The 23,096-nt window shown below is 54.4% G+C and carries 26 protein-coding genes and 1 riboswitch; of the genes, 14 read left to right on the forward strand and 12 right to left on the reverse strand.

Going from position 1 to position 23,096, the window contains the following annotated elements; all coding sequences use genetic code 11:
• Positions 1-105: 105 nt before the first annotated feature.
• From MKY74_RS17395 to MKY74_RS17405, 3 genes are read right to left on the reverse strand one after another with little or no spacing between them, the layout of a single operon-like run.
• Positions 106-930 (reverse strand): carbohydrate ABC transporter permease, encoded by an 825-nt coding sequence (locus MKY74_RS17395; RefSeq protein WP_076167304.1) that lies wholly within the window; start codon positions 928-930, stop codon positions 106-108.
• Between the two features lie 14 nt (positions 931-944).
• Positions 945-1,907: a carbohydrate ABC transporter permease gene (locus MKY74_RS17400; protein ID WP_373309549.1), complete on the reverse strand. Its 963-nt coding sequence runs from the start codon at positions 1,905-1,907 to the stop codon at positions 945-947.
• Between the two features lie 36 nt (positions 1,908-1,943).
• Positions 1,944-3,065: an ABC transporter substrate-binding protein gene (locus MKY74_RS17405; protein WP_244169184.1), complete on the reverse strand. Its 1,122-nt coding sequence runs from the start codon at positions 3,063-3,065 to the stop codon at positions 1,944-1,946.
• A gap of 343 nt (positions 3,066-3,408) precedes the next feature.
• On the opposite strand from MKY74_RS17405, the gene MKY74_RS17410 reads away from it, so the two are divergent.
• Both MKY74_RS17410 and MKY74_RS17415 read left to right on the forward strand, forming a co-directional pair.
• Positions 3,409-4,305: a L,D-transpeptidase family protein gene (locus tag MKY74_RS17410; protein WP_076167300.1), complete on the forward strand. Its 897-nt coding sequence runs from the start codon at positions 3,409-3,411 to the stop codon at positions 4,303-4,305.
• 248 nt (positions 4,306-4,553) lie between these two features.
• Positions 4,554-5,093: a GrpB family protein gene (locus MKY74_RS17415; RefSeq protein WP_076167298.1), complete on the forward strand. Its 540-nt coding sequence runs from the start codon at positions 4,554-4,556 to the stop codon at positions 5,091-5,093.
• Between the two features lie 12 nt (positions 5,094-5,105).
• Here the strand turns inward: MKY74_RS17415 and MKY74_RS17420 are convergent, their stop codons facing one another.
• Together MKY74_RS17420 and MKY74_RS17425 are read right to left on the reverse strand one after the other, a co-directional pair.
• On the reverse strand, positions 5,106-5,279 hold the full coding sequence (locus MKY74_RS17420) for a hypothetical protein (RefSeq protein WP_167372836.1): 174 nt from the start codon (positions 5,277-5,279) through the stop codon (positions 5,106-5,108).
• 146 nt (positions 5,280-5,425) lie between these two features.
• Positions 5,426-6,838, reverse strand: a complete 1,413-nt coding sequence (locus tag MKY74_RS17425; RefSeq protein ID WP_076167290.1) for an MFS transporter — start codon at positions 6,836-6,838, stop codon at positions 5,426-5,428.
• Between the two features lie 157 nt (positions 6,839-6,995).
• Between MKY74_RS17425 and MKY74_RS17430 the strand changes: the two genes are divergently transcribed.
• The 7 genes from MKY74_RS17430 to MKY74_RS17460 all read left to right on the forward strand — a co-directional run bounded on the left by MKY74_RS17430 (position 6,996) and on the right by MKY74_RS17460 (position 12,292).
• Entirely contained in the window at positions 6,996-7,826 is an 831-nt protein-coding gene (locus MKY74_RS17430; RefSeq protein ID WP_076167287.1) for a helix-turn-helix transcriptional regulator, read from the forward strand.
• A gap of 269 nt (positions 7,827-8,095) precedes the next feature.
• Positions 8,096-8,959 carry a glycosyltransferase family 4 protein gene (locus MKY74_RS17435; protein ID WP_244169183.1) on the forward strand — a complete coding sequence of 288 codons (864 nt, stop codon included), beginning with the start codon at positions 8,096-8,098 and terminating at the stop codon, positions 8,957-8,959.
• A 15-nt stretch (positions 8,960-8,974) separates the two neighbouring features.
• Positions 8,975-9,244: a hypothetical protein gene (locus MKY74_RS17440; protein ID WP_244169182.1), complete on the forward strand. Its 270-nt coding sequence runs from the start codon at positions 8,975-8,977 to the stop codon at positions 9,242-9,244.
• Positions 9,245-9,358: 114 nt separating this feature from the next.
• On the forward strand, positions 9,359-9,547 hold the full coding sequence (locus tag MKY74_RS17445; protein ID WP_244169181.1) for a hypothetical protein: 189 nt from the start codon (positions 9,359-9,361) through the stop codon (positions 9,545-9,547).
• A gap of 48 nt (positions 9,548-9,595) precedes the next feature.
• Complete coding sequence (locus MKY74_RS17450) at positions 9,596-10,711, forward strand: class I SAM-dependent methyltransferase (protein WP_076167284.1); 1,116 nt, start codon at positions 9,596-9,598, stop codon at positions 10,709-10,711.
• 37 nt (positions 10,712-10,748) lie between these two features.
• Complete coding sequence (locus MKY74_RS17455) at positions 10,749-11,447, forward strand: galactosyltransferase-related protein (protein ID WP_244169180.1); 699 nt, start codon at positions 10,749-10,751, stop codon at positions 11,445-11,447.
• 71 nt (positions 11,448-11,518) lie between these two features.
• Complete coding sequence (locus MKY74_RS17460; protein ID WP_076167282.1) at positions 11,519-12,292, forward strand: glycosyltransferase; 774 nt, start codon at positions 11,519-11,521, stop codon at positions 12,290-12,292.
• A 122-nt stretch (positions 12,293-12,414) separates the two neighbouring features.
• Here the strand turns inward: MKY74_RS17460 and MKY74_RS17465 are convergent, their stop codons facing one another.
• Complete coding sequence (locus tag MKY74_RS17465; protein WP_244169179.1) at positions 12,415-14,808, reverse strand: glycosyltransferase; 2,394 nt, start codon at positions 14,806-14,808, stop codon at positions 12,415-12,417.
• Positions 14,809-15,252: 444 nt separating this feature from the next.
• Between MKY74_RS17465 and MKY74_RS17470 the strand changes: the two genes are divergently transcribed.
• Together MKY74_RS17470 and MKY74_RS17475 are read left to right on the forward strand one after the other, a co-directional pair.
• Positions 15,253-15,801, forward strand: coding sequence for a hypothetical protein (locus MKY74_RS17470; protein WP_076167277.1), 549 nt, complete (start codon positions 15,253-15,255; stop codon positions 15,799-15,801).
• A 27-nt stretch (positions 15,802-15,828) separates the two neighbouring features.
• Positions 15,829-16,032 carry a hypothetical protein gene (locus tag MKY74_RS17475; RefSeq protein WP_076167275.1) on the forward strand — a complete coding sequence of 68 codons (204 nt, stop codon included), beginning with the start codon at positions 15,829-15,831 and terminating at the stop codon, positions 16,030-16,032.
• Positions 16,033-16,036: 4 nt separating this feature from the next.
• On the opposite strand, the gene MKY74_RS17480 is transcribed toward MKY74_RS17475, so the two are convergent.
• Positions 16,037-17,341, reverse strand: a complete 1,305-nt coding sequence (locus tag MKY74_RS17480; protein WP_167372835.1) for a glycosyltransferase family 2 protein — start codon at positions 17,339-17,341, stop codon at positions 16,037-16,039.
• 133 nt (positions 17,342-17,474) lie between these two features.
• Between MKY74_RS17480 and MKY74_RS17485 the strand changes: the two genes are divergently transcribed.
• Together MKY74_RS17485 and MKY74_RS17490 are read left to right on the forward strand one after the other, a co-directional pair.
• Positions 17,475-17,933 (forward strand): MarR family winged helix-turn-helix transcriptional regulator, encoded by a 459-nt coding sequence (locus MKY74_RS17485; RefSeq protein WP_084203733.1) that lies wholly within the window; start codon positions 17,475-17,477, stop codon positions 17,931-17,933.
• Between the two features lie 78 nt (positions 17,934-18,011).
• Complete coding sequence (locus tag MKY74_RS17490) at positions 18,012-18,506, forward strand: VOC family protein (RefSeq protein WP_076167272.1); 495 nt, start codon at positions 18,012-18,014, stop codon at positions 18,504-18,506.
• A gap of 71 nt (positions 18,507-18,577) precedes the next feature.
• Here MKY74_RS17490 and queF read toward each other — a convergent pair whose 3' ends face one another.
• The 5 genes from queF to MKY74_RS17515 all read right to left on the reverse strand — a co-directional run bounded on the left by queF (position 18,578) and on the right by MKY74_RS17515 (position 22,206).
• The gene (gene queF, locus MKY74_RS17495; RefSeq protein WP_076167270.1) at positions 18,578-19,075 is read right to left on the reverse strand and encodes a preQ(1) synthase; all 498 of its coding nucleotides are present in this window, start codon (positions 19,073-19,075) and stop codon (positions 18,578-18,580) included.
• 100 nt (positions 19,076-19,175) lie between these two features.
• Complete coding sequence (gene queE / locus MKY74_RS17500; RefSeq protein ID WP_084203732.1) at positions 19,176-19,901, reverse strand: 7-carboxy-7-deazaguanine synthase QueE; 726 nt, start codon at positions 19,899-19,901, stop codon at positions 19,176-19,178.
• Positions 19,898-20,383: a 6-carboxytetrahydropterin synthase QueD gene (gene queD, locus MKY74_RS17505; RefSeq protein WP_076167265.1), complete on the reverse strand. Its 486-nt coding sequence runs from the start codon at positions 20,381-20,383 to the stop codon at positions 19,898-19,900. Before queD ends, queE begins: the two co-directional genes overlap by 4 nt.
• Positions 20,380-21,048: a 7-cyano-7-deazaguanine synthase QueC gene (gene queC, locus MKY74_RS17510; protein ID WP_076167263.1), complete on the reverse strand. Its 669-nt coding sequence runs from the start codon at positions 21,046-21,048 to the stop codon at positions 20,380-20,382. Before queC ends, queD begins: the two co-directional genes overlap by 4 nt.
• Before the next feature lie 126 nt (positions 21,049-21,174).
• A riboswitch (PreQ1 riboswitch) is annotated at positions 21,175-21,218 on the reverse strand.
• 52 nt (positions 21,219-21,270) lie between these two features.
• Positions 21,271-22,206: an AraC family transcriptional regulator gene (locus MKY74_RS17515; RefSeq protein WP_076167260.1), complete on the reverse strand. Its 936-nt coding sequence runs from the start codon at positions 22,204-22,206 to the stop codon at positions 21,271-21,273.
• A 126-nt stretch (positions 22,207-22,332) separates the two neighbouring features.
• On the opposite strand from MKY74_RS17515, the gene MKY74_RS17520 reads away from it, so the two are divergent.
• Entirely contained in the window at positions 22,333-23,070 is a 738-nt protein-coding gene (locus MKY74_RS17520; protein WP_167372834.1) for a sugar phosphate isomerase/epimerase family protein, read from the forward strand.
• Positions 23,071-23,096: the final 26 nt, after the last annotated feature.

Genomic DNA, 23,096 nt, shown 5'->3' on the forward strand with positions numbered 1-23,096 from the left:
GGGCGGGTTTTCCTTTTTCCATTTGCCAAGGGTTCTTTTGACAGCGTTCCTCAGTTTATCAGGACCGGCATATGACTTCCTTTTCCATAAGTACTGGCAGGCCTGTCAGCTTTTGATCGCCCCGGCAGCGATATCGGAAATAAACTGCTTGCTGACGAACAGGAACAAAATGATGAGCGGAATGACCGCGAGCAGCGTGCCCGCGATGACCATCGCATAATCAGTCACATAAATTCCGTTCAGGGAGGAAAGCGCCACCTGCAGCGTAAATTTACGCTCGTCGTTTAGAATGATCAGCGGCCAGAGGTAATCGTTCCAGGAACCGATGAAGGTGAACGCTCCCAGAAATGACAGCGCCGGGCGAAGGATTGGAATCGCGACGTTCCAATAGAGCCGGAAGAAGCCGCAGCCGTCGATGCGGCCGGCATCCAGCAGTTCGGATGGAACGGATTCCTCCGCGTACTGGCGGATCCAGAAAATGCCGAAGGCGTTGGCCATTCCAGGAATGATCAGCGCCTTGAAGGAGCCTACCCACCCGAACTTCGCCATGATGACGAAGGAAGGAACGAGCGAGAGCTGCGACGGCGCCATCATCGTGGCGAGCAGCAGGACGAACAGCCACTTTTTGCCGGGAAATTTGAATTTCGCAAACGTAAAGCCTGCAAGGGAATCAAAGAACAGGACCAGCAAAGTACTGCAGCCGGCCACAAACAGCGTGTTGAGAAACGCGCCGAAGAAATCGATGTTCTGAAACACCCGCGTCACATTGCTGATAAACTGCGTCCCGAACCAGAACTTGGGCGGGAAGCTGTAGATTTCCGCAGTCGTACGCGTGGCCATAACGGCCAGCCAGTAAAAAGGAAAGATGGAAACGATGAGTCCGACGATCAATCCGAAATACAGCAGGATAGAAGACTTCCTTTTAACCATGCGTATCACCCCGTTTATTCATCTTTGGCACCGCCGCCCTGAACTACCCGCCAGTTGAAGATCGAGATGAGGGCAATCAATATGAACATGCCCCAGCCGACGGCCGAGCCGTAACCGAAGTAATTGTTCACGAATGCCTCGCGGTACAGGTAGAGAACGATCGTCAGACCTCCGCCGCTGACGCCGCCGTCGTTGCCGACGAGCACCTGCGATTCGGTAAAGATCTGCATGCCTCCGATGGTTGAAGTAATGACGGTAAAAAGAATAATCGGCCGTAAATTCGGGATCGTGATGCGGAAGAAGGACTGGATGCCGGTGGCTCCGTCAATTTTGGCGGCCTCATAGAGGACCGTAGGTATGCTCTGGAGTCCCGCCAAATAAATGATCGCATTGTAACCGACCCAGCGCCAGATGACCATGATGGAAACGGCCAGCTGGATGCCCCAGGTTTTGTTCAGCCATTCCACGGGGGAAATCCCGAACAGGGACAGGAGATAATTCAAAAGTCCATAGTTGTTGGAGAACACGGTACTGAACACAATCGCCACCGCAACGAGTGAAGTGACGTTCGGCAGAAAGTAACCGATCCGGAAAAAGGTACGGAACCGCACGAACGATGCATTCAGCAAAAACGCAATGATGAGCGCGAAGAACAGCATCGGAATGGTCGAATAAATCCAGATCAAAAGTGTGTTGCCGACCGCCTTCCAAAATTCCGGATCGGTGACCATGAACTGATAATTGTTCAGACCGTTAAAGGTCATGACGCCGATGCCGTCCCACTTCTGGAAAGAAAGATACATCGAGAACAGGATCGGGAACAAGCCGAAGACGGCAAACAAAATATAGAAAGGGGAGATGGCCAGGTATTCTTTCCGGTGCTTCCATATTTCAGACCCCAATCCCCGCTTCCGCTCCGGCACCTGCATGGAGCTGCCGGGATCGAATTGAGTTCGCTTCTGTAATGGTTGACCCATAAGACTCTACCTCCATTGTCGGGATGGTATGACCGTTTAACGCAGCAGCTCCTTTTTCACTCTGGATAGTGCATCTTCCCATGCTTTATCCGGGTTTTTGCCTTGAAGGGCGACCGATGACAGCTCGCGGCTCACGATGCCGTTCAGGTTGGCGTATTTCGTGCCGAAATAGGCGGGCTTCACGTTGCGCGCAGACTCCGTAAAAATTTCACCGGTAGCCTGGCCGCCGAAAAAGTCCTCTTTCTGCTTCATGACGTCCGAATCGAGCGCCTTGGTGGCGGAAGGGAACAGGTTGAGTTCCTTGAAGCTGGTTACCTGGTTTTCGGGATTCAGGAGCCAGCTCATCACCTCGAAGGATTCTTTCGGGTATTTGCTCGTTTTCATAATGGCGAGGAAGGAGCCGCCATTGTTGCCGTCTCCGCCCGGAGCTCTTGCGACGCGCCACTTGCCCTTCGTATCCGGGGCCGCGTCCATCAGGATTTGCTTCGCCCATACCGCGCTCACGAAGGAAGCGATCTTGCCGTTGTTCATCGCGGCGTTCCACTCGGAGGAGAACGTGCTGGCATTGGCGAGCAGCCCCATTTGAGAGGCTTTGACCGCCAGGTCCCATGCCTTCTTCATGGAGGAGGAAGGATCCTCACCGATGAAATTTTCATTTTTATCAAAATAAATTTTATCCGACTGCGCGTTGACCTGGCTGTAGACTTGGCCGATGTTGTCGAGCAGCTTCACCTTGCCGCCGAGCGCCTTCTGCAGCTTCTCGCCTGCGGCGAAATAGTCCTCCCAGGTGCCCATCATCTGATGAACCTCTTCCGGGTCGGTCGGGAGACCCGCTTGCTCGAACAGGTCCGCACGGTAAAATAATGCGGTCGGGCCCGTGTCGATCGGCATGGCGATCATTTCACCCTTCGGTGTAACCCCGAGCTGCCATTTCCAGTCCAGGTAGTCCCCTTCGATGTCCTTCGCTCCGAGATCATACAGGTTGTAGAAGCGGTCGGCGCTTGGGAACAGCTCGGTGACCCAGTCGTTAAAGGCCACGATATCCGGACCGCCGCTGCCAGCAGCGAGCGTCGTTTTCAGCTTGGATTTGAAGTCGCCCCCGATTTTTTGGGCGTTGATGCGAATTCCCGGAAACTGCTTCTGGACCGCGTTGATCAAATTATCGTCCAGACTCCGGTTCCAGTACCAAAGAGTAAGCGTTTTCACTTTGCTATTAGATGAAGACCCGCTAGAACATCCGCTAACCATGAAAGCAACAAGCAATAAACACGTTAATAAGATTCGGTATTTTGCCATCGTTTTCGGCCTCCCATCGCGGCTATATGGTACTGCAGCAGCATCATCACTCCTTTAAATCCCTAAAATGTGTCCGTTCTACGAACATTATAAACGCTTACAAAACATTTTGGAACCGCTTGCTTGAAATAAGACGGTCGTAGGACATCGCCCCCGCGCCATATATTGAATATGGGTTTATCATCTGAAGGGAGGGAGTTCGCCACTGTCAGTCCGCAGTCTTTATCGCCGTTATGCCGCGGCAGCACTCGTTCTAGTTCTATCCTTTTGCTGGATGTTTCCGGCCGGGGCCGAGGCAAAAATTGCCTCGCAAGACCTCATTATCGTCAATAAAAAGACGAATAAACTGGCATATTTTAGCAGCGGAAAGTTGGTTAAGGAGTTCAGGGTGGCGACGGGCAAGTCGCCAGAGCTGACGCCGGAAGGAACGTTTGAAATCGTCAACAAGATTAAAAACCGTCCCTATTACAAGGAAAAGATCCCGGGAGGCGATCCCCGCAATCCGCTCGGTGACCGTTGGATCGGCCTCAATGTCAATGGGACGATGGGGACGACGTACGCCATCCACGGCAACAGCAACAAAAACTCGATCGGAAAGTACGTCAGCGCGGGATGCATCCGCATGTACAATGACGAGATCCACTGGCTGTTCGAGCAGGTGCCCCTGCATACGATGGCTATAATAACAACCTCCAGCCAAAGTTTTGAAACGATCGCCCAAAATCACGGCTATGCAGTGGGCGTGCAGTCGTTTGACGGTAAGCTGGTAGTGAATGGAAGGGAAGCTCAGCTGAAGCAGGATTTGATGATGGTCGATTCCCGCATCTACATTCCGCTTCGCGCCTGCTTCGAACTGCTGGGCGGGACGGTTGAATGGAACGCCAGTACTCAAACGGTGACGGTCTACACGGGAAATCGCAAGATTACCCATAAGGCGCTCTCCGGCAAGGCTGTCGTGAACGGCAAAACGGTAAACATCACCGCCTCCCGACTCCAGGGGAATTCGCTGATGCTTCCGCTTCGCAACATGTCGGAAATATCCGGTTACTCGGTCGTGTGGGACGGAGCCTCCAATACGGTGAACCTAACAACGGGCAAATAAGCCCGAGCCGCGCGCATGCGCGGCTTTTTTTTTGTGCAGTTATGTAGATTGAACTAAAGTTTTGTATTGAACTTCCTAATGTAACGGCCAATTGGGGGCAGTATCATTCATTTCTTTAGTTCATTCTATATTGCCTGGGAAAAACAGGGTTGGAACTGCCGGTTAGGGTGTGTATGATAATAAAGCACGGAAGCGGCCGCGGCGTAGGTCCGGCCGTTGGGGCAAAACATTCGAAAGAGGTGTGTGTGATGGATAGCGTAATCGAAATCGTGGATTATATGCCGGAATGGGCGGACGTGTTTGCCCTGGAGAAAGAACGGCTGTCCGGATTAGCGGGCTTGGATGCGGTCGTGTTCGAGCATGTCGGCAGCACGGCCATTCCCGGCCAGCAGGCCAAGCCAGTAGTCGATATGTTCGTCGGCGTGAATCCGTTTCGTCCGGCTGCTTATTACATAGACCTGCTGGATCCGGCCAGCTATTCTTATGTTGAGACCGGAATGCGCGGAAGGCATTTATTTGCCAAATCGACAGAGGGAATCTGGACGCACAATGTTCATCTGATGCCTTATGATGAACAATTCCATACCCGCAATGAAATTCTGCTCCGCGATTATTTGCGCCGCCATCCGGAACTCGTAGAGGAGTACGGAGCCATTAAAATGCAGGCGGCCCGAAGCGCTGAATCGATGAATGCTTACACGCGGGCCAAAACGGCATTTATTCAATCGGTCGTCGATGCGGCCAGAGAGGAGAAAGGGCTTCCCCTGGAAGACGTATGGGAGGAATAAGAGCCTGCCTGCTTACGCCCGGACGGCCCGATGAATGATACGGACAAGTTCGCTGCTGCAGGTCTCCAGGTCGACCCTACCGATGACCGCCGGGTTCAGCATATATTCCCCGATCGCGCCTTGAATCATGTTGGACATGACGGAAAGGTGAAAGTCCCCGAAAACGCCCTGCTCCAGGATCCTCACGCAGGATAGTCCCCAATGTCTGCAGCAGAGGATCTTCCTCCTCCTCATCAAGCTTGTAATATCGAAATGGAGGAAGTCAATCCGCGTCGGCCCGCAAGCAAAAAAACGTGCCAACGGAATAAAATTCCTGGCACGCTTTTTGACGATTAGCGGTTTCGAGACGAACTGGTTGATGTGCCCCCGATATAGCGGAAAACGAGCACGCTTCCAGCCAGGCACAAAATGCCTGTTAGCAGCAAGGAACTCATGACGCCATGGGACAAATCGGGGGCTGCGGCCATGAGGACGCCGGGCAGCGCCACTCCCAGCGTAGCGCCGAGCTGACGGAAGGCATTCAGCGCGCCGGAAGCCGTTCCCGTCTTGCCCTGCGGCGCTGCACTCATCACGACGGAGACGAGCGGCGGCAGGATGAATGAGATGCCGCAGCCGATCAGCAGCAGCGAAATTCCGGTGGGAATATACCCTGGATCTGCAGGAAGGAGAGCCTGGATCAGCATTCCGGTGCATGCCAGGAGAAATCCTGTACCAATGGTGCGTGCAGCTCCATACCGGCTGATCAGCCTGCTCATCAGCATGGGATTCACCGCCATGGGGAGCGTCAGCGCAAGAAATGCAAGGCCCGTCCCCATAGCTGAATAACGATGAAGCTGCTGGAAATACAGCGTCATGACAAACAGTACGCCGGAAAGGCCGAAATTAATAAGCAATCCGGCCGTTAATCCGGTTACGAGCACACGGCTTTTGAACAAGGACAGGGGCAGCATCGGCGAATGGCTTCGTTTTTCGATCCAGACGAATAGGCCGATCAGCAGAGCGGCGGCGGCAAACAGAACAAGAATGACGGGTGATCCCCACCCGAGGTCTTCGCTTTCCATAAAAGCACTCGTCAGTGCCGCCACACCCAGCAGGCCGGCCAGCTGACCGGCCGGATCCATGCCGGACGACGCGGGTTTCCGGGCCGAAAAGTCCGCGTTCGCCCGCGTCCACAGCCAGCTGAGGATGCCTACGGGGATATTCAGGAGAAAAATGCTCTGCCACCCCAGGGTGTCGACCAGAATGCCGCCGATGATCGGACCGGCGGCAAGCGCCAAGCCCGACACCGCCGCCCAGATGCCGAGCGCCTTGGTCCGGCTGGCGGCGTCCGTAAAGGTCTCCGCAATGATCGTCAGGGAAGACGGCAGCAGTGCCGCTCCGCCGACGCCGAGCAGCGCCCGGAAGCCGATCAGCCAGCCGATGGCAGGCGAAACGGCGCAAAGGACCGAAGCCAGCATAAACAAGACAATCCCGCCCAAGAAAACACGGGCTGCCCCCAATCGATCGGCTAGCGAACCCATGCCCAGCAGCATGCTGGCAAATACCATCGTATACGCGCCCGTCACCCAGCTCATTCCGCTGAGTCCGCCGCCCAGCGTATCCCGGATGGCAGGAAGTGCGACCGTGACGACCGTCGTGTCCAGCAGCACGATGAAGTAGCCGAGGGACAGCCCAGCAAGCAGCCAGGAAGACCGGTTTTTTTGGTTGGCCGGCTTGGTCCCGGCCGTGATGGATGTTCCATTCATTCCATAAACCCCTCCAATGATCTTTTTCAAACCCATCGATGTGTTGTATAGTGTATATTCAGAAGAAACGGGGATGAAGAGAGCGGTTTATCCTAGGAGTGGTGCTCCTAGGTATCGGTCATCTTGCCCACTTCGGATAGAAATGGAGGGTCTTTACATGGAGACAACGCATCAGCGTACGAGCCAGCTTGCCGAATTTTTGCAGACCCGGCGGGCCCGTCTGACTCCGGAACAGGCAGGTCTCCCCGGCGGAGGGAGACGAAGAACGCCCGGCCTTCGGCGGGCGGAAGTGGCGCTGCTTGCTGGCGTGAGTGTCGATTGGTACACGTGGCTTGAACAGGGAAGGGACATCTCTGTGTCCACTCAGGTGCTCGAGAGCATCGCCAGGGCGCTGCAGCTGGATGAGAATGAAACGAAGCATCTGTTTCTGCTGGCTTCAAGACTTCTGCCGTTTCACTATCAGCAGCCGGAAATGGCGATCAGTCCGCTCCTGCAGACGTTCCTGGACGAACAGGGGGAACACCCGGCGTTTGTGGCCAATTCCCGCTGGGATATCGTCGGCTGGAACAGGGCGGCACGGCTCGTGTTCGGCGATTATGAGCAGATGACGGTGAGGGAGCGGAACTCGGTTTGGAGAATGTTCGTTTCTCCCTATACGAAGGAGCTTCTGGGCGAGGGCTGGGAGAAAAACGCCCGGCTTCGGCTCGCCCAGTTTCGTGCGGGATACGGACTCAATGTTGAGGATCCATGGTGGAGCGGGATGATTGAAGATTTGAACAAGGAAAGCGAGGAATTCAGGGCATGGTGGCCCCAGCATGATGTGCTGAACGTCAAGGAAGGCCGGAAAAAAATCTACCATCCGCGCGTGGGGCTGCTTGAATTCAGCCATATTACGTTCCAGGTGGAGGATTCTTATGATCTTCGTGCCACGGTGAACCTGCCCTACAATGACGAGACCATACAGAGAATGAAACAGCTGCTTCAATAATGAGCAAAAGGCAGAAACCCATGCGGTTTCTGCCTTTTTTTGCGGAGTCGGTCCCATATTTTGCCCCCTCCCGTAACTCGCGGCTCTGCGCTGGAATATGATCGTATAGGACGTAATTCAGTTGCGGCGGCTGGCGGGCTGTATTCCGGCCAGAAGCCTGACAGGAGGCGAGGACGGTCGAAAAGCATCTGCTTATTTACGATGTCGACTGGTGGATCCTGGGCAAGACGGCCAAGATCATTCAACAGCATCATCCCTGCCTGGATATCATGTCCGCCAAACAACTGGAGGAGAGCATCGGGAGCAGGGGCAGCGAGGCGCTGAACCGGGAATATTCCGGCATCTCCGCCATGTGCCTGGGCCTGGCGGCATTTGCTATCTTTAAGCATATCCGGATCGATTCATCCGCTGCGGTCTCCTATTATTATTTCAGCAAAAATTACGACACGTTCCGTGAATGGGCTGACAAGCCGGAACCCGATCCCGATTTTTTACGCCTGGTGATTCCCCGCATCGGCTCGATCGGGGCGATGAATCTGAAGCTGACCGAGTGCCTCGCAGCGATGGCACCGGCTGCTTCCGTCCGCCATATCGGACACTTTGTCGACCATACACTGTTCCATCCCGATCCTGCGGACGGGGAGCCCTTGGAGCAGGAAGGCCGGCCGCTCGTCATCGGGTGGGCGGGAGATCCGGGAAAGGCATCCAAACGTTATGCGGCTCTGTACGAGCCGATCAAAAGTCATTTTGCCGGCCGGCCGGAAGTGCGCTTCGTTGAAACGGCAGGAGCATATGCGCACGAAGAGATGCCGCGCTTCTATCGGGATATTGACCTGCTTCTGATCACGTCGGCGAATGAAGGGGGCGGAGCGACGGCGCTTGAGGCTTTTGCCAGCGGCAAACCGGTGCTGTCCACCAACGTCGGATACGTAAAGGAAGCGGCCCATCCCAGCGGGCATCATTTAATTTTGGACCGTGACGATCCCGGGGCATTTATCCAGGCCATTGACGGCTGCCTGCAGGAAAAATCGCGTTTAAGGGCAATCGGGCGTCTGTGCAGAGCGGAAATCGAAGCGCACTGGACCATCGAAGCGGGCGTGAAACGCTGGCTTGACGTCTTGTTCGGAATTTAGGAGGTGACGACTCACATGGGCACATCCAACTGGCAGAACCTGTGTTATTGCGTGGAAGTCATCCGGCAGGCGGCCCCGTCCAGCGTTCTTGACATCGGGATCGGGTTCGGCCGGTGGGGCATGCTCTGCAGGGAATTTCTCGATGTCTGGCAGGGGCGCGTCTTTCGTGAGCAATGGCAGACGAGGATTGAGGGGGTCGAAGTTTTTCCGAAAAATGTGGACGACTATCATCCATACTTTTACAACCATATATATATTGGGGATGCCTATGAACTGATGATGTAACGGCAGCTTGGAGCCTATGATCTGATCATTCTGGGCGATGTCCTTGAGCATTTTGAGAAGGAGCGCGGGATCTGGCTGCTTGAAGCCTGTCTGAAGCAATGCCGCAGCCTGCTCTTGAACGTTCCGATTGGGCCTGATTGGCCGCAGGGCGCCGAATACGGCAACGAATACGAAACCCATCGCAGCGTTTGGACGGAGGAGGAGCTGGACCGGTATCCGACCGCTTCCAAGCGCATGTTCAAGGATTATATTCAGCGTGACTTTGCCACTTATTTGTTCCAGGGCGCACAGCCGCACGGTTAAGGGTCAGAGGCTTTGGTCAAAATCAACACCGAATGGGGGAAGCGCCATATGACAGGGCATGGTGCCGGCAGAGATTACGTAGTTACTGAAATCCCTGTTGAGCTGCTGTTCACCGAATTGGATGTTCGATCGGCCCGTACCGACCATCTGATTAAATCGTTTACTGACCGTTGGTACGAACACCATCTTCAGTATGCCGACATCTCCATCATGCGGCTCGTTCCGCACCGGGAATTGTACCGTTACTTTGCCGGGGAGCCGGGGGCTGCGCCGGATGCTTACCTGGATTGGTATGAGCAGATTCATGCAACTCGGGGAATAACCCCTCCAATGTCCCGCAAAGGGCTGTTGATTCAAAGACGGATGGAATACGAAAATATGCAGTCTGAGCTCAGCAGCGGATCGGGCTTTTTTTTCGATCATCCGGTCAAAGCGAAATGGAATCCGGCCGGATATTTCAACGTATTGGACGGACATCACAGGGCTTGTTTTTTGTACTGCCTTGGCTTTCGGAGGATTCCGGTCCGAATCCCGCTGCAGGATTATACGGTCTGGCTTCACTCCGCGGCAGTGGCTGACGTCGAGCAAACGATGAAGGACCAGCAGCGAAGGCTGATTTACACGCCGATCCTGCATCCACAGTTTTATGGTATGCACAGTGAGCGGGACGAGACGTATCCAACGAGGCTGGATTACATTGCCCGGTTTTTGGGGCCAGGGAAGCTGATAGGGCGGAGCGTCCTGGACATCGGCTGCAACATTGGATACTATTCCAGGCATTTTGTCAGGGAAGGGGCGGACGTCACCGGGGTGGAACCGGATCCGGACCACCATTCCCTCCTTCACAAGCTGAACGCGATGGAGCGGACGGCATTTTCCGTCATCACGGAGCGATTTGAAGAATCTGATGCCGTGCAGCAATACGATATCGGACTATTGCTGACCGTTTTTTATCACATCATGAAAGATCCGGAAGCCTGCAGGCGGTTTCTTGCCCAGCTGGACCGGAGCGTCTGCAGTTTGCTCTTCTGGGAATCCGGAGATGCCATGGAAACGGAGAAGAAGATGCTGATGGAGAATACCGGTTTTAAGCATTATGAAAAGCTGGCGGATACGTTCGGCACGGGGAAATACCGGGAGCTCGGTGTTTTTCGAAAAGCATAGACCGGCAGCCAGTTAATCTATCAGAGGCGGAGGTGAAATGTGGATGCATGACGATTTGTCCGTTTTGATTCCATACCAGCCCGACGGCGGGCCGAGGGATGAGGCGCTGTCCTTTGTCCTTCGGTTTTACAAGCACATTTTGCCCAAGGCGGACATTTGCATCGGGGAGATCGGCGCGGATGAACCTTTCAGCAGATCCAGGGCGATTAACCGGGCGGCGTCCCGGGCAAGCGGCAGCATCTTCATCATTGCCGACGGCGATATCGTTTACGACCCACAGCTGGTGGCTGATTCGGTCCGCTGGATCGAGCAGGGGCGGTGGGTCATTCCGTTCAGCCGGATCAACCGGCTGACGCAGCGCATCTCCAGGTTGGTCATAGAGGGAGAAGCTATCTGGCCCCTGGAAACCGAACCGGATACCAGGGAGGAACATGCCGCCTTTTTCGTCGGGGGCTTAAATATTGTCGGCCGGGGCGCATTTGAGCGGATTGGCGGTTACGATGAGCGTTTCATCGGCTGGGGCGGGGAGGACGAGGCTTTTGCTTATACGATGGATACACTGGTGGGCGAGCATATCCGTCTTGACGGACTGATGTACCATTTCTGGCATCCTTTCGTTGGCCCGCAGGGCAACCCCAATTATGAGCATAATTACAGGCTTTTTCAACGATACAGAGCTGCTCGCGGAGACAGGGAGTCGATGAACGAGCTGATTCGGGAAAAAGCAGGCGGGTAAGCCCTGACTGTGAGGCGTTCCCTCGTAACAAGGGCAGCATGGGATGAACAGGAAAGGAAGGAGCAGAATCTATGACATTATCGGTCATTGTCCCGATCCTGAACGAAGAGACCTTTGTTCCTTTGTATCTGGAGAGCGTGGCAGCCTTTGCCGATGAAATCATTATCGTGGATGGGGGAAGCACGGACGGAAGCCTGGAGCATATTGCCCGGCTGGAGACAAAGTATCCGATCAAGCTGTTTACGATGCCGCAGACAGGTCTTCCCTATACCGAGGACTGGAACGAATCGGAAGTACGGAACTTTTTGATCGGTCAGGCTACCGGAGACTGGATTATGAACCTCGATATCGATGAAATGATGGACGACAGGTTCCGGGATTTGCTGCCTGAGCTGATGGCAAACACCGCCGTTGATGTCTATCAATTTCCGTTTGTGAACTTTTGGAGGGATCCGAACACGATTCGGGTCAACAGTCCAGGGGATGAGCGCTGGTCCAATGACATCACCCGGATGTGGCGGGCCGGCAAAGGCATCCGTTACCGGGACGAGAAGCATCACTGCACTTTGGAAGCGGCCGGCGGAGCCAGCATTTGGAGCCTTCCGCGCGTACGGGCCGACGTTAACGTATACCATTACCACTATGCGATTGGCAAGCGGATCAAATATAACGACAACCGCAGAGGAGATGTCAATCTGCTGAACAATGTAGGGGAACCGGATTGGAATTACAGCCATAATGAGTACCAAATTGCCACGGCCCCATTTCAAGGAGAGCATCCGGCCGTCATTCGGCGCTATTTGGAGCAGCTGAATGGCAATGGTAAGAGCACTCCAAACCTTTGAAGCATGAAAAGAACTGAAGCCCTCACTGCCGAACCGGGAATAATCCGGGATTCGGGTGAGGGCTTTATCGTGACATCTCTTTGCCTCAAAACGAATGATTCAGCCATCGACGTAAAGGCCTATCATACAAGTGACTGCTGAACGATCCGGGACGCTTCAGGCTCATCGTACAGCTGAACTTCCGGTAATTTGGCGGCCAGCGGCTCGAATTGACTAGCCTGGTAGCATTTTCTGTCCACCGCATAACGATCGGCATGAATCTCTTCGAACACCTGCTGCGACCCGCAATAAACGGCTAAATCGAAGCTGACCTGGCTGAACAAATCGATCCGGTTGGTCAAGTACAACCGGGGGCCGGCCTTGCGGATACCGACGACAGGATGCTGAAGATATGTCAGCGTGTAGACAATCACGGTGCAGTCGTCCCTTTGGGCGAACTCCTTTACCAGCTGCTGCCATCTTGCAGGTTCGTCACTCCAGGACAATTCACCAAGCAGCAGCACCCGCTTTTCTCCAGGATGGAGAGCATCGGCCTGTTCCCGGACTTCTTCCGGGGTTGCGGACAAGTTAAAAGGGTTCAACGGACCTTTGGGCAGCTGCCACGACTTGGTCCACTTTGCTTCATAATAATGCTTGTTTCGTTCCCACAGCGATTGATATTCCTGGCTTTTCAGCTTCTTGATCGTTGCGCTGCCGTGATGGTACACAAAGGCGTCTTCAACGATCACCATCCGGTAACCCGCTTGCTTGACCCGTTCACAGTAATCGTCGTCTTCAAACATACCGATGCCGTAATGACGGTCCAGCGGCCCGATCTCTTCAAATGCGCTGCGCCGGATGGCCACACAGAAAAATCCGAGCAGTCCGGTTTCGCGGGTGTGTCCGCGGTAATTTTCATAAAACTCCCGCAGCCAGCCGGGATCCGCTCCCTGTACGGGGTCACCGATAAAAAAGTCAAGCGCCTGATCATTCCCTACGTGGTTGGACATCGGTCCGGTCATGGCGATATCGCTGTGTTCCTGCATCGGCCGGATCAGCTTGGGAACCCAGGTCGAGTCGGGGAAGATCGTATCGTTATTAAGGAGAATCAGATATTCGCCGGTGGCACAGCTTGCTCCCAATGAGTTCCCCTCGGCAAACCCCAGATTGATGGGTGAAAAGACCGTCTGCACCGGTTTCTGCGCCAACGCCGCAAGCTGAACACGGGTCTGATCGGTGGAGCCGTTATCGACTACAATGATCTCCATGTTCGGATAGGCGTCTTTCCGAAGCAGGCTGTTCAGACACTGCCGGGTGAACGACCAGTTGTTATGGGTCACGATGACGATGCTGACCTTCGGAAAAATATGCTGCACAATGGCCCGATGCAGCGTTTCGTATCGATGCCCCCACGTATTGCACATGGCAAATTTACGCCGGATTCTCGCGGCTTCCGGCTGAGCAGCCTCGATGCTGAGCGCCCGCTCCACCGCCGCCTCGAACGCCGCAGGGGAATCCGCGATCTCCACCATGTCCGCGGCGATTTCGGTCAGCTCGGGCAAAGGGGTGGAAACGACCGGCTTGCCCGCCGCCAAATATTCATAGAGCTTGACGGGGTTTGTCGCCTGGGTCAAGTTGTTCTGGACGAACGGAATGATCGCGCAGTCAAAACGGTGAAGATAGCCGGGAAGCTCCTCATAGGGCTTCTCCCCGAGCAGCAGGACGTTCGGCAGCTGTTCCACCCCGGAGGTGTTGCAGCCGAACGTATGGCCGATTAAGGCAAAGGTCCATTCCGGCCTGCTCCGGGCCATCGTTTCAATCAAACCGATATCAAACCAATCCGAGATCGCGCCGTAATAACCGATCACCGGGCCGGTAATGCTGCTGAGTTCTGCGGGAGCGCTGCCCGCCCAGCCGGCGAAATGGCTGACATCGGCAGCGTTGCGCACCAGAATCGATGAGGGATTCAGCTCGCGGACGCGCTGATGAAGCACTTGTGAGGAAGTGATTACCACATTTGCTTTTTGGATCAGCAGGTCTTCCTGATGAATAACATCGGCATGATTGGTCGAAAACCCGGCATGATCGTCCATGCAGTCATACATGATGTTGTGCCGGTTCATCGCCGTGACAAGCGGAGTCCAAAACGGAAGGTCGACGATGGATACATACGAGGTGACCGCAAATTTGGCAAGGACATGCTCCAGTGACCATTTCAAGTAGAGGATATCCAGATCGTCCATTTGGTCCTGATACAAGTTTAGACGTCTATGGGCACAGAGGGTCACCAGCCATACGTTCCGGTCTACCTTTTTAAATTTGACATACCGACAGATTTCATCCCTGGCGGCATGCTCCTTTGAGATGCAGACGACGTCCGTCGTTATATAAAAAACGCGGTGACCTCGTGCGGCGAACTGCCGGGACAACTGCTGCGGACGCTGCCAGCGGAAGTCCCAGTCGATAACGGGAAACCGGATAATGTCATAGGGTACCGCCGAATCCGGGCTGGGTTTTGCTGTTCGAAGATCCTGCATGGGCTCCATTGCAGGAGGAGCGGTGTTTGGAAAGCGAGGGGGCGAATACGCCCCAGGGCGCTGCCCTGGAAAAGGCTCCATCGGCAGAGAATTGCGCGGTGAAGCAAGTGCAGTTAATTTGAGGTCGAGGGCACGGTTTGGCTTTGCGGAATGAATGCTTTTTGATCGATGGACCATGGAAGCAGACAATGGACGGGGTGTCTTTCTGGATCGATTCCTCGGTTTATTCAAGCGCTATACTCCTCCCTAAACATTTGTCTATGTACAAAATATGTACCGGGTCAGATTTACGTTTGGGTATAACACCATACTAGGGGATCATTTTTAGGGAAATTGCCCGGGTAAAGGCTTACCGCTGGGCATTTTGATCAACTTCCACTTGGCCTGGTCCCTATCGTTATCTACCTACATATTGTACCAATGACTATAAAGGAGGTAGGTCAAGTGAAATTGGTATTCATGAATAAACACACGAAGGATTACGGAACACATGTCCATCACAAAAAGAAGCGGCATCATCATAAGAAAAAAACGGGTACTCTTCTGAAAGTGATCCATGATATCAAGCACCGGCTGTTAAAACTGAAGCAGCAATTTGAGAGCGTGGCAGGTACTGTGGCGGAGCTTTCAGCCCGGGTGAGCAAGCTGGAACAGCAGGTCGCCACGCTGAACAGCCGCTTGGGCATCGGTCCAGGACCGGCACCAGGCCCGACACCAGGACCAGCGCCAGGCCCAGCACCAGGACCAGCACCAGGGCCCGGACCTGCACCAGGACCAGGACCAGCCCCAGGACCAGAACCAGCGCCGGGTAATGGGCCATCAGGCATCGTGGCCTTGCTCACACCGCGGATCAATACGCGAATCACACTGGAAACGCCAGTAGGAACCATTTTCGGCACCTTGATTCTGATAGGCGAAGACTATGTCCAGGTTCTTGAACCGGATGGAAGCAACGTATTGATACCGTTCCGCAGCTTGTTGGCCGTTTCATAACCTTTGTGACTTCAGGAGGGAAAGCATATGAATTTTGAGGAAGCACTTGCCGTTTTTGTTGGCAGACATGTCGAAGTGCAGCAGACCAACCAGTTTATCCAGGGCACCCTGGCATCTTCTTCTGGGGGGATCCTGGCCGTGGATACAGTCAGTACCAATTACATCCCGACGGCGCAGCGCGTAAATATATCCACGAACAGCGTGGCGCTGGTCCGCATCCTGCCTCTGTAATCATTCATATTTCCGGTGCCGTCCCATTGTCTCCGGCGTTCATCCAGCTCAGCCATTCCGAGTAATGATCTGCATGGCGGTGCGTAATGCTGTGCAGCCGGATACGCCGGTGGTACAGCGCCCTATCGACATACAAAAATTCGGCGGACCCCGACATTCTGGCGAGGATTTCGATATCTTCGTACAGACGGCCGCCGAACGGTGAATCCGTGTTCCAGCCGGACAACGATCCAAGCTTGGCTGTATTGAACATCCGCGGGGCAATGGGAATGCCGGCTTTGATTACACGGGCAGTAGAGAAAGGATGAATCGCGGTACGTACGCCCTGATAGATCAGCTGCTTGTTTTTCCGTTCCTCCCATTGAACGTGATCGGCATATATAACGCCTGCCTGCCTGTGCAGGCTAGCTTTGCTGTATAACTGTTCCAGGCAGTCGGGGGACAGCCAGTCGTCGGCATCGAGCTCTAGCAGCCAGCTGCCTTTTGCCATGGACAATCCCGAATTCAGAGCATGGGCCTTGCCCGAATTGCGCTTCAGCCGGTAGGTTCGGATGCGGTGGTCCGGATACAGCGAATCCAAGATATGCTCCGTATGATCGGTCGACCCGTCATCGATGATTAAGAGTTCCCAATCGGGCAGCGTTTGCGCCATGACCGAACGGACAGCCCAAGGAATATAATCGGCATCATTATAAGTACATAACAGGACGGTTACCAGCGGCACTTTATGTGACGCGTCCGTCCCCGGCTCAACCTGGATCGGTGCAGCGAGCAGCGGACGCAGCAGCTCCCACTCCTCACGCTTTTTTTGCCAGGGTAACGGGGAGGAGACAGCCGGAACCAACGGACAATTGCGGGTAGAAGTCCAGGTAAAAGCGGCGTTGAGCTGGTATTGTTTGTCTAACAGGATGTAGGATTCGAAAGGCAGCAGCGCTGTTTCCGTGAAACCTGGTGAAGGCGGTGCCATGACAGCGTCCGTTCGCCAGATCAGCGGGCCTCTGGGCGGCTGGAATCGTTCGCGTCCGCCCTCATCTGGGGTTGTGGGGCTGAAGAGGCAGCCGGCCGACGCTTCGGGAAGATGGCAAAGCTCTGTGCGCAGGAAGGCATCCATGCCCGGAAGCAGCCGCTCCCCCGCGTGCAGCGTCAGAAAGTAGGGCTCCTGGTACGAGGCAAGCTCCTGGTTCATCCGGGAACCGAGGCTGCCATGTTCCAGCACGACGACATTCGAATCAGGGAGCTCCTGCTGAACGGAACAGGCGGTTGATTGTGCGTGGCGCAGGTGGAGGGAAGGCAGAATGAAGACGAGCATGGCGGGCTCCTTTCCCAAATCCGTCGTTAACATAGCGTATGTAACAATGGCCCAAGTGACACTGGGAAATTGACAAATCCATGCGCGTGATTTAGAGTTGTAGTTAGAATTCTAACTAAATGGAGGTTTGGTCATGGTCAGTGGCGAGCAAGGAAATGGGAACGTTTGGGAATGGGACACAGGCCCGCTAGGACGCCTGGTCAAGACGGCTTATATCGCGATGAGAAGGGAGCTCGAAGGGCTGTTGAAGCCATACGGCATCACACACACGCAGTGGAGTGCCCTCGGAATTATCGACCATTATCCCGGTATTACACCGTCCGAAATGGAGCCGATCCTGATGATCGAGCGTCCCAGCGTAACAAGTCTGATCAACGGGCTGGTAAAGCGGGGGCTGGTCTACCGCCGCGACCATCCGGAAGACGCGCGCTCCAAGCAAATCTACCTGACGGAGCCCGGCAAGGAGCTTGCCGCCCGGACCCGGCATTTGACGCAGCGGATCGATCATGCGGTCAGACAGGAGTTCACCACGGAGGAGTATGAATCCCTTAGGAGTCTGCTGATCAGAGTGGTACAGCGCATGGACCGCTAATAGAAGAGAGGAAGCGAGTCCTCTTTTTTTGTTCATATAGTTAGAATTCTAATTAAAGTGTTAAAGGAGATGGATCAGATGGGTAACATTCAAACTCAATCGTCGGCGCCTGATGTCCGCTGGCAAGGATTTCACCATACGGCATTGGTGACACCCGATCTTGACGCAACGATCGCATTTTACGTCCACACGCTTGGCATGGAGGCTGGTCCTGTTTTCTCTGCTGCCGGGAAAAGAGGACGTCACTGCTTCATTAAGCCGGGGGATACCCGGTCTTGGGGTATTCATTTCTTTGAATACGAGGAGGCTGTCATCAGCCAGAGCTCCGAAGAGATCAAGCAGCTCGCGGCCGACCGAAATTCGTCCAGCTTGAACCGGTTTCTTCCAGGAGCGCTGCAGCATGTAGCCTTTAGCCTGCATTCGGAGACCGACGGGATGAAGCTGCGGAAAAGGCTGCAAGAGCTCGAGGTTGTCATGACGGACATTTATGATCAGGGCCTCATTCGCAATTTCATCTTTCTTGATAACAACGGGATCCAGCTGGAGGCTGCCTGGCCGAAGGAGGAGGCGTAAAGAAAACGCTCAGGTGTACGCAAAGCAGCCGCAGGAAATCCCGCGGCTGCTGCGTATGTCGGCTTATCGTCTTAACGGTTGTCGATTTTCTCCGGATACAGATCGTGGTTGATCATGCGCTGCTCCGCCCACTGCTCATACTTGGTGCCCGGGCGTCCGTAATTGCAGTACGGATCGATGGAAATGCCGCCCCGCGGCGTGAATTTCCCCCATACCTCAATATAGCGCGGATCCATCAGCTTGATCAGATCGTTCATAATAATGTTCATGCAGTCTTCATGGAAGTCTCCATGGTTCCGGAAGCTGAACAGGTACAGCTTCAGCGACTTGCTCTCGACCATTTTCTGGTCGGGAATGTAGCTGATATGAAGCGTGGCGAAATCGGGTTGTCCCGTGATCGGGCACAGGCTGGTAAACTCGGGAAAATTAAATTTAACGAAATAATCGCGGTAGGCATGCTTGTTATCAAAGCTCTCGAGCAGCTCAGGGTCATATTGGAACACATACTTGGTCCCCTGGTTGCCGAGAAGCGTCAAATCCTTCATTTCGTGCGGCTGTCTTCCAGACATATCGTAATTCCTCCTGGATCGTTTCTAATTTGTTCAATAGGAAAATGTTTTCAGCCGGCATCCGCCCAAATCTGCGAGCTTGAGGCTGCTGCAGATTTGGTCAAACGCCGCGCTTATTTCCCCACACCAGCGCGTGAAGCTGGGGCAGCACGCGGACCGCGTTCAGCTCGGGGGAAGCGACCACCGCGTCGATGAGCCGCTCATAGCGGGCGAGCAGGTCGGCGGCATGGCCCGCGATATCCATCCGTTTCAGGTCGGTGTTGCCGACCTGAAGATACATCGGCGCCTGCGGATACCGGGCATGGACTTTGGTCGCATAGGCCAGATCGGCATCGTCAAAGACGACGACTTTCAAGCTGTACGCGTAAGCGGCCGGTCTGGCCGCAAGCCGGGTCACGATGCTGTCCAGCATCTCCCAGTCAGTCTCCATGCCGGAACTCGGCGGCTTCGGCGACAGTGTGACTTCGTGAATGTCGTCAAGCCAGTCCTGCCAGCGGGAGCCCTGGGTTTCGACGGCTATCCGGATCCCGTGGCTTTCCAGCAGGCTCACAAGAGAGCCAAGCTGGGGCAGCAGAGCCGGATTACCGCCGGACAGGGTGACGTGGGAGAAGCGCTCGCCGCCGATCCGCTGAAGCTCCTCCCAGATGTCGCCGGCGCTCATTTGGCGGATGTCCGCCTTGGCACTGCCGTCCCATGTAAATGCGGAGTCGCACCAGGAGCAGTGGTAATCGCAGCCCGCCGTGCGCACGAACATCGTCTTCTGGCCGATGACCATGCCTTCGCCCTGAACCGTCGGGCCGAAAATTTCAAGCACGGGAATGTTCATTCGTACATCCACTCCCGTCTCGCCTCGGCATAACTCGTCGGCGTTTCGTACAGACGGACGAATTCGGTCCGGCCGCCTTCGATTCGGTAATCCCCGCAGTTAAGCGCCTCTTCCATCCGCTCAAACAGCCAAACGACTATATTCTCGGCAGTCGTGTTCATCGGGGGCAGCGTTTCGTTTAAATAGCGGTGGTCCAAGGAGGGTTCGATCCGCTCCTTCCAGATTTGCTTGATCAGACCGAAATCGGCGGTAATGCCGACTTCGTCCAGAAAGGCGCTGATACCAAAAACGGCTTTATACGTATGGCCGTGCAAGTTTTTGCATTTGCCCTCATAGGCATGCAGGTGATGCGCGGCGTCGAAGGTAAACTCTTTGCTGACAAGCACCCTCTTATGATGATAGCGCAGGTCGGATGGCTGGATGTCTTCCCCCAGCTTTTGCAGCCGGTCCACGATGCGGAATTCGCCGGGAGTCTTGGTCATGGCTGCAGCGCCTCCGCTTTGGATTGAAGGTACTTGTCAAGACCAGCCTTGCGCAGCCGGCAGGCAGGGCATTCGCCGCACCCGTCGCCGATGATGCCGTTATAGCAGGTCAGCGTGCGTTCGCGTACAAACGGGAAGGCGCCCAGATCGTCGGCAAGCTTCCAGGTTTCCGCTTTGTCGAGCCACATCAGCGGCGTATGGATGACAAAGTCGTAGTCCATGGCGAGGTTCAGCGTCACGTTCAGGGACTTGACGAAAGCATCCCGGCAGTCGGGGTAACCGCTGAAGTCCGTTTCGCATACGCCGGTGACCAGATGTCTGGCGCCGGATTGCTTGCCCAGCACGGCGGCGAAGCTCAGGAACAGATGGTTCCGGCCATCCACGAACGTGCTGGGAAGCTCGCCTTCCTCCTGCGTGATTTCAATGTCGCTTCGCGTCAGTGCGTTCGGGGCGAGCTGATTGAGCAGGCTCATGTCCAGCACGGTGTTCTTCACGCCGAGCTCCGCGGCGATCGACTGCGCGCATTCGATTTCAAGCCGGTGGCGCTGACCGTAGTCGAACGTAACCGTTTCGACTTCCTTGAACTGCCGGAGCGCCCAGAACAGGCAGGTCGTACTGTCTTGGCCGCCGCTGAACACGACGACCGCTTTTTCGTTTTTGAGCATAAAAAAACCTCTCCTTCATGATTTGGTCCGGTAGGCAGGGCTGGAAAACACCTGACTCCGGCAGAAGAGAGAGGATTCTTGAACTGATCCGTAAAAAAACAAGCCCGGTCTTTATGGCCAAAGAGGGCAGTCTTAGTTTTTTATAGAGGGAGTTCGCGAACCTCTCCCGCGCAGTAACGCGCGGATTTTCTTCAATTAAGCGCAGGGTGCTGCGCCGGACTATTATATCATATCTTTGCGGATGAGGGAGTTTTGGATTTCAACATTCTCACTGCTGACCTTTTTACGGAACTGGCTCGGCGAAATGTTCTTGTACTGCTTGAACTGCTGGATAAAGTAGCTTGAGCTCGAAAATCCCGTCTCCTGGGCGATTTCCGTCATGGTCATCTCGGTGGTCAGGAGCAGCTTCTCCGCCTCGGTAATCCGAATATAGTTCAAATAATTGGTAAACGTTTTGCCCATGATCGCTTTGAAGCGGCGCGAAAAATAGCTGTAGCTCAGGTTGCAGATCCGCGCGGCGGCCTGGGCGTTGATGTCAAAGCGGTAGTTGTCGTCAATGTATTCGAACACTTTCTGCAGCATCTGGATGTCCATCTCCTTTAGGGAGTGGGCAACATCCCAATGGAGGCCGAGGTTTTTCGATTCGCGCAAAAACCACAGGAAGAGCCTGCAGATCAGCGTCCGGACCGCGAGCTCGAAGCCGTAAGACCGGGTCGTGAATTCGTCATAAATTTCGCGAACCAGGCCCGGGACGACCGTATCCTTGATTTCGGACTCGGCGAACATCCGCTGATTGTTCGATTCCGCCATCGTAAACGGCAGCACGTACTTCGATTCGAATACGGTTCTGGATGTCGAGTACAAAATTTCAGGATCGAATTTAATGACGATATAAGAGACCGGCTCCCCATCCAGCGCATAGATGGAGTGGGTTTCATGCGAGTGGATCACGATCAGATCGCCCTTGCTCAGGGTATGGGATTCTCCTCCCAGGAACACTTTGGCTTTTCCCGTGAGAAAATAAAGAATCTCGATATACATGTGCCAGTGGGCGTGAACGATCCAACGGCTGCCGGCGCTTTGATGGATCATGCATTCGTACGGATAGTGGATCGTCCCGATGGATGGGCGGTTCGACTCAAAATAAGGCTCGGTCATTTTCGCACGCTCCCGTTATACAATGACAAATATTTAATATATTAGAATAGGTTCATTGTATAACTTATCGAGGGATTTTGGTATCGTTACTTTGTATCAACGGAAGGGGTGCAAAGGATGGAAAAGGTGGCATTGCAGTTATATTCAATCAAGGAACTGACAGGAACCGATTTTCTCGGGACGCTCCGGAAGGTTGCGGAGATCGGCTACGATGGCGTTGAATTCGCCGGTTATTTCAATACTTCCGCCTCGGATCTGAAGAAAGCGCTGGACGAGTATGGCCTGCAGGCGGCCGGCAGCCATATCGGCGTATCCGAGCTGACGGATCACCTGGATCGGACGATCGAGTATTCGCAGGAAATTAATAGCGCTTACATCATCTGTCCCGGTCTTCCGGAGGAAATGAGAAACAGCGCTGACAGCTACAAGCGTACTGCAGAGCTGTTCAACCGCATCGGCGAACGCTGCAAGCAGAGCGGTATCCGCTTCGGTTACCACAATCACGGCATTGAATTTGAGAAATTCGATGGCGAATACGGGCTGGACCTGCTGGTGAACAATACGGATCCTGAGCATCTGTTCATCGAGCTGGATACATATTGGGCGGAGCACGCCGGACTGCGCTCGGTGGACTTTATCAACAAATACAAAGAGCGCTGCGCCATTCTGCACATTAAGGATATGAAGAGCCTGGAGGACAAGCGGAATACGGAAATCGGTTCCGGCATCATGGATTTCCGTGCCATTACGGCTGCAGGCAAGCAGTACGGCGTCAACTGGTTTACGGTCGAGCAGGAGGAATATGAAATTCCGCAGCTGGACAGCATCGGTCAGAGTCTGAAGTACTTACGGGAAATTTTGTAATTCGGGTACAATTCCATTTTATATAT

This window comes from Paenibacillus sp. FSL R5-0378 (assembly GCF_038009285.1).
Classification (GTDB): domain Bacteria; phylum Bacillota; class Bacilli; order Paenibacillales; family Paenibacillaceae; genus Paenibacillus_AQ; species Paenibacillus_AQ favisporus.